This window comes from Limosilactobacillus ingluviei DSM 15946, assembly GCF_001435775.1.
GTDB lineage: Bacteria > Bacillota > Bacilli > Lactobacillales > Lactobacillaceae > Limosilactobacillus > Limosilactobacillus ingluviei.
In genome coordinates, this window is the sequence record NZ_AZFK01000009.1 from 1 (window position 1) to 11,008 (window position 11,008).

11 protein-coding genes are annotated in these 11,008 nt (G+C 40.7%); all 11 read left to right on the plus strand.

The features are described 5' to 3' along the window. The coding region (locus tag FC43_RS01795) for a coiled-coil domain-containing protein (protein ID WP_056953632.1) at positions 1–2,042 on the plus strand (2,042 nt) is incomplete at its 5' end. 1,336 nt (positions 2,043–3,378) lie between these two features. Next, a complete protein-coding gene (locus FC43_RS01800; RefSeq protein ID WP_056953633.1) occupies positions 3,379–4,263 on the plus strand; it encodes a ParA family protein in 885 nt (294 codons plus the stop codon). Then, positions 4,263–4,637 (plus strand): DUF5388 domain-containing protein, encoded by a 375-nt coding sequence (locus FC43_RS01805; RefSeq protein WP_056953639.1) that lies wholly within the window; start codon positions 4,263–4,265, stop codon positions 4,635–4,637. The genes FC43_RS01800 and FC43_RS01805 overlap by 1 nt, the downstream gene beginning before the upstream one ends. Before the next feature lie 189 nt (positions 4,638–4,826). After that, positions 4,827–4,910, plus strand: coding sequence for a 23S rRNA methyltransferase attenuation leader peptide (locus FC43_RS01810; RefSeq protein ID WP_001814874.1), 84 nt, complete (start codon positions 4,827–4,829; stop codon positions 4,908–4,910). 124 nt (positions 4,911–5,034) lie between these two features. Further along, the gene (erm(B), locus tag FC43_RS01815; protein WP_001038795.1) at positions 5,035–5,772 is read left to right on the plus strand and encodes a 23S rRNA (adenine(2058)-N(6))-methyltransferase Erm(B); all 738 of its coding nucleotides are present in this window, start codon (positions 5,035–5,037) and stop codon (positions 5,770–5,772) included. Positions 5,773–6,419: 647 nt separating this feature from the next. Further along, positions 6,420–8,339 carry a tetracycline resistance ribosomal protection protein Tet(W) gene (gene tet(W), locus FC43_RS01820; RefSeq protein WP_000691721.1) on the plus strand — a complete coding sequence of 640 codons (1,920 nt, stop codon included), beginning with the start codon at positions 6,420–6,422 and terminating at the stop codon, positions 8,337–8,339. An 81-nt stretch (positions 8,340–8,420) separates the two neighbouring features. Then, positions 8,421–8,648 carry a helix-turn-helix domain-containing protein gene (locus FC43_RS01825; RefSeq protein WP_082611431.1) on the plus strand — a complete coding sequence of 76 codons (228 nt, stop codon included), beginning with the start codon at positions 8,421–8,423 and terminating at the stop codon, positions 8,646–8,648. A gap of 138 nt (positions 8,649–8,786) precedes the next feature. Then, positions 8,787–9,374 carry a site-specific integrase gene (locus tag FC43_RS01830; protein ID WP_003672620.1) on the plus strand — a complete coding sequence of 196 codons (588 nt, stop codon included), beginning with the start codon at positions 8,787–8,789 and terminating at the stop codon, positions 9,372–9,374. Between the two features lie 148 nt (positions 9,375–9,522). Then, positions 9,523–9,885 carry a type II toxin-antitoxin system RelE/ParE family toxin gene (locus FC43_RS01835; RefSeq protein WP_003672622.1) on the plus strand — a complete coding sequence of 121 codons (363 nt, stop codon included), beginning with the start codon at positions 9,523–9,525 and terminating at the stop codon, positions 9,883–9,885. 2 nt (positions 9,886–9,887) lie between these two features. After that, the gene (locus FC43_RS01840; protein WP_012390396.1) at positions 9,888–10,163 is read left to right on the plus strand and encodes a helix-turn-helix domain-containing protein; all 276 of its coding nucleotides are present in this window, start codon (positions 9,888–9,890) and stop codon (positions 10,161–10,163) included. Positions 10,164–10,201: 38 nt separating this feature from the next. Further along, the gene (locus FC43_RS01845) at positions 10,202–10,597 is read left to right on the plus strand and encodes a replication protein (RefSeq protein ID WP_172381018.1); all 396 of its coding nucleotides are present in this window, start codon (positions 10,202–10,204) and stop codon (positions 10,595–10,597) included. Positions 10,598–11,008: the final 411 nt, after the last annotated feature.

Here is an 11,008-nt window from a genome sequence, read left to right on the forward strand (position 1 = left end):
GAATTCAAAAGCACGTTGAGCATGATGAAAAGATTAATCATGCTAACCAAGATATTGTGTTTAGCGAAACTCAATTTAATCAATATGATAAATCTCCGAAAACACGAGCAGCAATCGACCAATGGAACAATGAACATTTCAAAGACTATGTTGAGGAACACGATAAACATCAACGTGAAAAGGGACACGCAGAACGGCAATACGGCAGTGTTAAAAACTACCTAAAACGGAAAAAGAAGGCGACCGCTGTATTAACCATCGGTAATATGGAAGTTCAAAGTAAATTAATGCAACAATTCTGTCCTAAGACTTCCTATCAGGAAGAAAAGTTGCCGGACGGTACTACGCACTTAGTTTTCAAATTAAAGGACCAAAATAACCAACCAATCCCAGATAATATTGCGGTTGCCAAGCAGTTTTATGGCTGCTTCAATCGAGCCTTAATTAAAGCCACCAATAACAATGTTGGGTGGACACTTAAAGATAAATCACGAGTTAATGTTGGCGATTATTTACATCGAGGTCGCTACGCCACCAATAATGATGAAATGGGAATCTCTCACATTCATTATGAATTAGCTACCTTTGGCATGACCAGAGGCGGTAAAAAGCGAGCCGCTCACGTGACTAATTCACTCAATCAGGCCTTAGTAAGTCTCCATCACGCCGTTACAGGTAAATACTGTTCCGGACGTGACGCTACAAAATGGTTTCGGACTAATATAGACCAGTACGCTTTAAAATGCCTGGAAGTCGAACTGCACGAGACCTACAAGGTGCCTCAGGATAAAAAAATCCTCGATTTTGAACGCAAAACCAAGGAAGATAAAACCTTACAAACCGGCCTTTCAATGGAGCAATTAAAAGCTCAACATCAAGAAATCGCAAAATATCAAAAAACAGTTAAGTCATTACAAGACCAAGCTGATAACTTAACTAATCAAAAGAATGATGTTCAATCACAAGTAGCGACCGTCACTCAGAATCTAAAGGGCATCTACAAAGCCACCACAGGCCATCAGGCGGTCGATAAAGACGGTAACGACCTTTCACCCCTAGAAATGGCAAATGGCATTACAAAGGCTGCTAGAGACTCTCAGAAGGATAAGCAACAAGCTGAACAGGACGCTGACGCTGCCAAAGAAAAACAAACAGCCGCCGAAAATCAACAGAAGCAATTGGACCAACAATTAGTTCATCAACGCCAACAATTACAAACCCTGCAAAATCAGATTAGCGACGCTGAAGAACAAATTAAGCAGCGCAAGCTCCAGCGTATCAAAGCCGCCCAAAAAGAAATTGACCAAAACGACTTACTCGATAACAACGATCAACCAATTACAGTAACCGAAGCTAATGTAACCCAAATGGAACAGGAATTAGATTCCTGGCGTCAAGAAGAGCGAGATAATTGGGAAACAGATAAACAAGACTATCAAGATGAACTTGATAACCTAAACCAAGAGATAACTACTGCCCGTACTACCAAAACTGAATTATCAACTACCAACCAACAATTAACCACCCAGAATCAGCAACTCCAGAATGAGAATACAACCGTACAAAACCAAATTAACGACTACAAAAACCAATTAGTCGATACCATTGCTGAAAACGCCCCTGAACACAAAGTTGACTCATCATTACTAAAGCCAAATGAAAAAGCTCAAGCAGTTATTACCAACACCGGACGACAGCAACATTTACGCCAGCCACTTAAATACCTGATGGACACCGTTACCGAAGTCCTACAAAAAGTCAAAACCGAAGCTACCAAGTTTATTGACCATGTTGTCAAAATCCTAATAGCTCCTAACGGTAATCAGTCACCTAAAAATCTACAAAGCCGAAAACTAGATCTATCAAGCATCACAGCCTCAGACAAGCCAATTGACCATCTCAAAGAGAAACAATTACAAAACGATCCTGCCGTTAAACTCAAAAAAGCTATCCTGTCCGCCAATAGTGAACAACTACAAAAAGTTGACCAGCAAGTCAAACAATCACTTAAACAACAAGTCGAAGATAACATTGAATATTAATAATCAGTACTACACTGCACCGAAATAAAATGTAGTACCTGCGCAATATACACACTAATTTTCGACCAAAAACTGCAACAATATCATAAACCCATCAAATAAAGCTAATTAAACATTAATTATAGAGACAGGTACTATACCTAATACAAAACAGGTCTAGTACCATACCCGCTTATCCTTAACTTCTACTAAAGGAAGAGCAAGCTTCCGCAAGGAGCTTGCGTCAGCTTGCTCTCTCGATACCTAGCCTAAACGTGGCTAAAGTATCAAAAGAGCAATGCTCTCTCAGTCAACCCCAGAGTATTAATGGTCAATCGACAATAGAACATTATCAACTCACTATTAACACTCTAGCAGACAGTTTAAGCGCACTCCGCCCTTGCCCCTTGCTATTCCTCTCTATGTCCCTGTTAGGCGGGCGGTTTTTTGTTTCTAATCATCGTCTTACAATTGCGATTTTCGGCGATAAACACGTTAAAACTCGCGTTAATAGAAGGGTTGTCCGTAGCATTTTCGAAGCTTCCGGCCACTCTTTTAGTGCCGTGTGATAAGCACTGGGATTGGCGTTCCCATGGTTGTTAACTACAATTCCTACACGTCCAAGGAATCACGAGCGATTTCGAGATGCGACTACGATGCAGAGCTGCTGCTGGTGAGTTTAACGGGTGCGACCCAAAAGAAAAAGCATGTAGCCAATTAGCTACACGCTTTCTATCTTCTTCGGGTTTCAACTCTAGTTTCGATAACTTGAATTTTTCGCCATTTTTTTCTATACTTTATGTATAGATGAAATGACAACCCCGATTAGCTAGGCACGATAGCTTTTCGGTAGCTCGTTGAAGTACGCCAATACTTCAGCGGGCTTTTTCTTTTACTCTCGTTTATTTAGTTGGTGAAGTAGTTTGCCAAAACTATTTCACCTATTAAGATACGCTAATCCGAAGTGAATGTAAATGCTTTCGAATTTGCTGTAGTACGTTATATATTGTAGTAAATATATAACTTACGACAGTTATATATTTACTACATCAACAAACGGTGATTTAACAGCATTTCATTTTTTGAAAAGGCAATTAGTTTACTACAATATATAACTGTAGTAAATATATAACTTACGACAAATAATTAACGGAGCGCTAAAATTTTTTTGAATGATCCAACGCTTCTTCACTCCACAATTCGTTTACTACAATATATAGCTGTGGTAAACATATAACTTACGCCAATTAATTATTTCGTTCGCAAACACCTTTATATTGACTGTTATTGTCATTTTTAATTAATTGTAGTAAGCTAATTATGAAATTGAACCAGGTACTTCAAAGGAGTGAAAACGATGCCAGCAATTCTGTACGGAAACATGAAGGGCGGTGTTGGTAAGACAACCAACAGCGTTATGACGGCTTATCAATTAGCAAAGTTAGGTTATAAGACACTTGTTTGTGACCTAGATCCGCAAGCTAATGCAACGCAATTGCTTCGACGGACATATGGCCTGCAACAGAGTACTGATCTGCAAATTGGCAAAACTATGATGGTCGCATTGACTGAGGAGAATATTAAACCGGCCATTGTTAATATCATGGACAATTTGTACTTGCTGCCATCTTCCGAGGACTTCAAGAACTATCCTGACTTCCTCGAAATGAAGTTTATGTTGGATAAGGAAAAAATCGAGTCCGGTGATAGTACAACCCTGCAAAGCGAAATGAGTAAGGTTAAGGAACAACGAATCGCTTACTTTTCGCAGCAGCTCGCTAAAGTTCGTGATGAGTACGACTTTATTATCATTGATGTACCTCCGACATTATCCGTCTTCACTGACTCCGCAATTTACGCTACCGACTACGTCATTATCGTTCTTCAAACCCAGCAGCGTTCGCTAGACGGTGCTGAGACGTTCTTTGAATACCTCCAGCAGATGTATAATGACTACGCTAATATCGACTTTGATATTCTAGGCGTCCTGGCCGTTCTCCTGAAAAATAATGTCGGCCTCGACAACCAGATTTTGCAGGATGCCGAAGCCGACTTCGGGAAGTATATGCTATTCAACCAGATTATCCGTCACATGGAGCGGCTCAAGCGATATGACCGGACTGGGATCGCCGAAAGGGGCCTGACAAAGTACGACATGCACGATACTCGTTTGCATTATATCTACAATAAGTTAACGAAGGAAATCGTCGCACGCCTAAAAGACAAAGGGGCTGAAATTTAATGGCTAAGTTTGAATTTGTGAAGAACGCTAAGAAGAAGGCACCCAAGCCCATTACGGAAACCAAAATTTCCAAGCCTAAGGAGACCTATAATCCCGACAAGATGACGAAAAAAGTCGAAGAAGACTATCAAAAGGAGAAGCCCAAGAAGAAGCGTCCCGGCAGACCGAAGAGCGGTCGAAAATCCTATCAGACGGTTCGTTTGCAGAAGAAGACCGTGCTGAAGATTAATGCTCTGGAAAATGCGCTCAGCGTAGCTACACAAGACGCCACTGTTGATCAAGCAATTGAACGGGTGCTGAACTCGCTCAATGCTGATGAAAAGCGGTCATATGAGTTATGGTTGGAAATGTTTGAGAAGAAAGAAAATAAATAACCAGAAGAGGAAAATTCAATGAATTTAACAGAAGATGAAGTAAGAACAAACGCACAAGATATTCTTAAGGCAGATTGTAAAATTTAAGTTGAACATTTAAATTTTACAATCTGCCTTAAAATTTTGTATAATAGGAATTGAAGTTAAATTAGATGCTAAAAATTTGTAATTAAGAAGGAGGGATTCGTCATGTTGGTATTCCAAATGCGTAATGTAGATAAAACATCTACTGTTTTGAAACAGACTAAAAACAGTGATTACGCAGATAAATAAATACGTTAGATTAATTCCTACCAGTGACTAATCTTATGACTTTTTAAACAGATAACTAAAATTACAAACAAATCGTTTAACTTCTGTATTTATTTACAGATGTAATCACTTCAGGAGTGATTACATGAACAAAAATATAAAATATTCTCAAAACTTTTTAACGAGTGAAAAAGTACTCAACCAAATAATAAAACAATTGAATTTAAAAGAAACCGATACCGTTTACGAAATTGGAACAGGTAAAGGGCATTTAACGACGAAACTGGCTAAAATAAGTAAACAGGTAACGTCTATTGAATTAGACAGTCATCTATTCAACTTATCGTCAGAAAAATTAAAACTGAATACTCGTGTCACTTTAATTCACCAAGATATTCTACAGTTTCAATTCCCTAACAAACAGAGGTATAAAATTGTTGGGAATATTCCTTACCATTTAAGCACACAAATTATTAAAAAAGTGGTTTTTGAAAGCCGTGCGTCTGACATCTATCTGATTGTTGAAGAAGGATTCTACAAGCGTACCTTGGATATTCACCGAACACTAGGGTTGCTCTTGCACACTCAAGTCTCGATTCAGCAATTGCTTAAGCTGCCAGCGGAATGCTTTCATCCTAAACCAAAAGTAAACAGTGTCTTAATAAAACTTACCCGCCATACCACAGATGTTCCAGATAAATATTGGAAGCTATATACGTACTTTGTTTCAAAATGGGTCAATCGAGAATATCGTCAACTGTTTACTAAAAATCAGTTTCATCAAGCAATGAAACACGCCAAAGTAAACAATTTAAGTACCATTACTTATGAGCAAGTATTGTCTATTTTTAATAGTTATCTATTATTTAACGGGAGGAAATAATTCTATGAGTCGCTTTTCATGACGAAGCGTTTCGATGACAATGCGGTCTGAAAATGATAAGATAGTGGTGCCCATAAAGGTCCTTCTTTCTAATGGAATGTTGTAACGACACCATTAAAGACCTTTATGGGTTTTTCTGTCCACTAAAATGTTCAACTTAAATTTTACAATCTGCCATTTAGTAAAATGCAGACAACACCACGGATCGGCTTTTGGCTGGACAATTCCAACCAAACACCGCAGCAGACAGTAGAAACCATTCTGAACGTTAGGAAGCCGGTATGATTGTTACATATAAGGGGAAGAAAAATTTCTTTTAGATACTTGTTTTCCTAAAACTGATGTGATATAATAATTCAATTCCAGAAAAGGAGTAAAAAATATGCGGCAAGGTATTATTAAATAAAACTATAATCAAATAGTGGGAACAAAGGATTATGATAGTCCCTTTTGTAGGGGCTTAGTTTTTTGTACCCAATTTAAGAATACTTTTGCCTTATCAATTTTGACATATCCCCAAAAACAGCACTCACAAACAGGTGTATGCTGTATATGTGTATGTCCGCAAATTATCATCCCCAGTGGTAAAAGTATTTTACTGCTGGGGATTTTTATGCCCTTCGGGGCAGTAAAGGGAGGACAATCACATGAAAATAATCAATATTGGAATTCTTGCCCATGTAGACGCTGGAAAGACGACCTTGACGGAGAGCCTGCTATATGCCAGCGGAGCCATTTCAGAACCGGGGAGCGTCGAAAAAGGGACAACGAGGACGGACACCATGTTTTTGGAGCGGCAGCGTGGGATTACCATTCAAGCGGCAGTCACTTCCTTCCAGTGGCACAGATGTAAAGTCAACATTGTGGATACGCCCGGCCACATGGATTTTTTGGCGGAGGTGTACCGCTCTTTGGCTGTTTTAGATGGGGCCATCTTGGTGATCTCCGCTAAAGATGGCGTGCAGGCCCAGACCCGTATTCTGTTCCATGCCCTGCGGAAAATGAACATTCCCACCGTTATCTTTATCAACAAGATCGACCAGGCTGGCGTTGATTTGCAGAGCGTGGTTCAGTCTGTTCGGGATAAGCTCTCCGCCGATATTATCATCAAGCAGACGGTGTCGCTGTCCCCGGAAATAGTCCTGGAGGAAAATACCGACATAGAAGCATGGGATGCGGTCATCGAAAATAACGATAAATTATTGGAAAAGTATATCGCAGGAGAACCAATCAGCCGGGAAAAACTTGTGCGGGAGGAACAGCGGCGGGTTCAAGACGCCTCCCTGTTCCCGGTCTATTATGGCAGCGCCAAAAAGGGCCTTGGCATTCAACCGTTGATGGATGCGGTGACAGGGCTGTTCCAACCGATTGGGGAACAGGGGAGCGCCGCCCTATGCGGCAGCGTTTTCAAGGTGGAGTATACAGATTGCGGCCAGCGGCGTGTCTATCTACGGCTATACAGCGGAACGCTGCGCCTGCGGGATACGGTGGCCCTGGCCGGGAGAGAAAAGCTGAAAATCACAGAGATGCGTATTCCATCCAAAGGGGAAATTGTTCGGACAGACACCGCTTATCCGGGTGAAATTGTTATCCTTCCCAGCGACAGCGTGAGGTTAAACGATGTATTAGGGGACCCAACCCGGCTCCCTCGTAAAAGGTGGCGTGAGGACCCCCTCCCCATGCTGCGGACGTCGATTGCGCCGAAAACGGCAGCGCAAAGAGAACGGCTGCTGGACGCTCTTACGCAACTTGCGGATACTGACCCGCTTTTGCGCTGCGAGGTGGATTCCATCACCCATGAGATCATTCTTTCTTTTTTGGGCCGGGTGCAGTTGGAGGTTGTTTCCGCTTTGCTGTCGGAAAAATACAAGCTTGAAACAGTGGTAAAGGAACCCACCGTCATTTATATGGAGCGGCCGCTCAAAGCAGCCAGCCACACCATCCATATCGAGGTGCCGCCCAACCCGTTTTGGGCATCCATCGGACTGTCTGTTACACCACTCCCGCTTGGCTCCGGTGTACAATACGAGAGCCGGGTTTCGCTGGGATACTTGAACCAGAGTTTTCAAAACGCTGTCAGGGATGGTATCCGTTACGGGCTGGAGCAGGGCTTGTTCGGCTGGAACGTAACGGACTGTAAGATTTGCTTTGAATACGGGCTTTATTACAGTCCGGTCAGCACGCCGGCGGACTTCCGCTCATTGGCCCCGATTGTATTGGAACAGGCATTGAAGGAATCAGGGACGCAACTGCTGGAACCTTATCTCTCCTTCACCCTCTATGCGCCCCGGGAATATCTTTCCAGGGCTTATCATGATGCACCGAAATACTGTGCCACCATCGAAACGGTCCAGGTAAAAAAGGATGAAGTTGTCTTTACTGGCGAGATTCCCGCCCGCTGTATACAGGCATACCGTACTGATCTGGCCTTTTACACCAACGGGCAGAGCGTATGCCTTACAGAACTGAAAGGGTATCAGGCCGCTGTCGGCAAGCCAGTCATCCAGCCCCGCCGTCCAAACAGCCGCCTGGACAAGGTGCGCTATATGTTTCAGAAGATAATGTAACGTCTTGCGCAATGCAAGCGTTCATTGCTGGCTATTGCGAAATATCATTGATAAAATCAGTATCAGAGAGGAGAAACTATTTTGAACCAGGAACAGACGAATATTACAACAGGAAAGCAAATACGTCATCTGCGAACACAATTGGGAATGACACAGGAAGAACTAGCCGGGGAATTGAATGTTACCCGGCAGGCACTATCGAATTGGGAGAGAGATGTTAATGAACCCGATTTAAATATGTTCTTAATAAGAATATCATTTTTCAATGTTCCTTGGGATTTACGTTCAAAGATAGAATTTAACCTCTAATATAAAAACTGGGTCCATTTGTAATAAATAACCCCTAAAGAATGTTGCTATGTCAAGCCCCTGTATTCTACAATCAGAATATAGGGGCTTTTAATTTATATATACAAAAAGTAGCCCCTAAATAAGGAGCAATTAATCATGAAACAACTCGTTTTACCCATCAAAGATTCCAATATCCTGCATGAAGTCGAAGATACTCTCCTACATAATTTTAAAGCTGGCCGCCGAAATTACACAATTTTCCAAGTTGGCAAGGCAACGTTACTCCGAGTGTCCGATTTATTAGCTCTCAGACGCAATGAAATCTTCAATAACGATGGGACTATCGCTAAAAATGCTTATATTCGGGATAAAAAGACCGGAAAGCCCAATACTTTGTACCTAAAACCAGTTAAACAAGACCTAAAAGACTATTTTCAGTGGCTAAACCAACAAAATCTCCACTCAGATTGGCTTTTTCCATCGACTAAACACCCCGATCGGCACATCACTGAAAAACAGTTTTACAAAATCATGGCTAAAACTGGCGATTTACTTGGGATTAACTACCTCGGTACTCACACAATGAGAAAAACTGGGGCTTACCGGGTCTACACACAAACTCATTACAATATCGGTTTAGTGATGTCGCTGCTTAATCATTCCTCAGAAGCCATGACCTTAAAATATTTAGGTCTGGATCAAGTCAGCCGAGAACAAATGCTCGATGAAGTTAAGTTCGATTAAGCACCCCCCCCCCAAAAAAAATTCACTCGTTAATCAGGTTAGGTTTAGTCATAAACCGTTCTGATTAACGAGTCCAGCAAGCGAAGCACGGTAGTTGTTCTAGATAGCATATATTGATAATTGATACAATATATGCTATCATTAGGGCATGGAAGATTTAGAATTTGAATTTTATACTCGCCCTAATGGCCATACTGAATTTGCAGAATATTTAGATAGTCTTGACGTTAAAGCTAAAGCAAAGTTATTAGCACGGATTAACATGGTCGCAACTTATGGACTTAGTGCTGGAATTCAACATAACTGGGTTAAGCCACTGGAGAAGAACCTCTATGAAATTCGCTCTCGGGTTAGTAATAATCAACAACGTGGCCTTTATTTTCACGTTGATGGCGTTCACTACGTTATTACCCATGGCTTTACTAAGAAAACCCAGAAAACACCGCCACGAGAAATTAATCATGCTAAGAAATTACGTGACGAATACTTTGCCAACCGAAAGGAGCAATAATTATGAGCAACATTAATTTTAAAGACTACTTAAATGAACAATTAAAGGATCCGGCATTTAAAAAGGAATTTGAAAACGAAACAACTAAGTTAGAGAGTGCCATTGCATTAACTAAGGTTAGAAAAGAATCAGGCCTTTCTCAACGAGATCTAGCTACTGTTTCTGATGTTCCTCAATCAACAATTGCACGAATTGAAAGCGGCGCTAACACCAGTATTGATACTTTAACCAAAATTGCTAACGCTTTGGGCAAGAGATTGACTGTTAACTTCTCATAATAGTTAATCTAATTACTTAATAGAAAGAAGTTTTTATCATGATGTCCCCTAAATCAATTGCCCGTTGGCAAGAACTTAAAGCCAAAAAACTGAGTGGTCGTACTGTTCCTGAAGATATGGAGTATAAGAAGCTCCAGATGAAACATAACGCTGATGTTTTAGCCTTAAACGAACTAAAATGGAAAGCGGAATTGGCCGAAGCTATGCTAACTTCGGCCAGCAATAATGATGACTTAATGCAACGCTTAAACAGCATTATTGATTCGCAAATTGGTGATGATCAAAAGCCATTCGCGAAAAAAGATTTGCATGATTTTGTGACTGCATTTGTGGCTAAAATAAAACAAGAGCAGCAGGAACAAAGTCACGCAAAACCATTGGGAAAGAATCCATTACATGATAATGAATTTCCCAATGGGAACAATCCAGATTAACTAAATGTTAAAGCTGGATTGTAAAAAATTCCCTTTGTCGAAAGACATTGGGAATTTTTTATTTTGGTATTACCTTTTGATTAAAAGGTAATATTTAATTTTCAAATACAATCTTGAAAATTAAATCAATAGTTATTAGGAAATGTGTTCCTAATGCCCTCGGCGAGAGCGACCGTCAAAATGGGTTACTCCATTTTAACTAGGGAGCTAGTAAATTGGATAATCTAACCACTTTACTTATCACCGAATATGTTACAATGATGGTAACGATACTACGATATGGGTGATGATACTATGGCGATTAAATGCACGGTAACAACGGATTTGCAAGTCAAGGATAAGAACGGTTATTCTGGAATTCAAAAGCACGTTGAGCATGATGAAAAGATTAATCATGCTAACCAAGATATT

Bases quoted from the DNA above. Each gene is read 5' to 3' on its own strand.
- FC43_RS01840 (WP_012390396.1), top strand. From the start codon at position 9,888: ATGAGCAACATTAATTTTAAAGACTACTTAAATGAACAATTAAAGGAT.
- FC43_RS01835 (WP_003672622.1), top strand. From the start codon at position 9,523: ATGGAAGATTTAGAATTTGAATTTTATACTCGCCCTAATGGCCATACT.
- FC43_RS01830 (WP_003672620.1), top strand. From the start codon at position 8,787: ATGAAACAACTCGTTTTACCCATCAAAGATTCCAATATCCTGCATGAA.
- FC43_RS01800 (WP_056953633.1), top strand. From the start codon at position 3,379: ATGCCAGCAATTCTGTACGGAAACATGAAGGGCGGTGTTGGTAAGACA.
- FC43_RS01810 (WP_001814874.1), top strand. From the start codon at position 4,827: ATGTTGGTATTCCAAATGCGTAATGTAGATAAAACATCTACTGTTTTG.
- FC43_RS01805 (WP_056953639.1), top strand. From the start codon at position 4,263: ATGGCTAAGTTTGAATTTGTGAAGAACGCTAAGAAGAAGGCACCCAAG.
- FC43_RS01845 (WP_172381018.1), top strand. From the start codon at position 10,202: ATGATGTCCCCTAAATCAATTGCCCGTTGGCAAGAACTTAAAGCCAAA.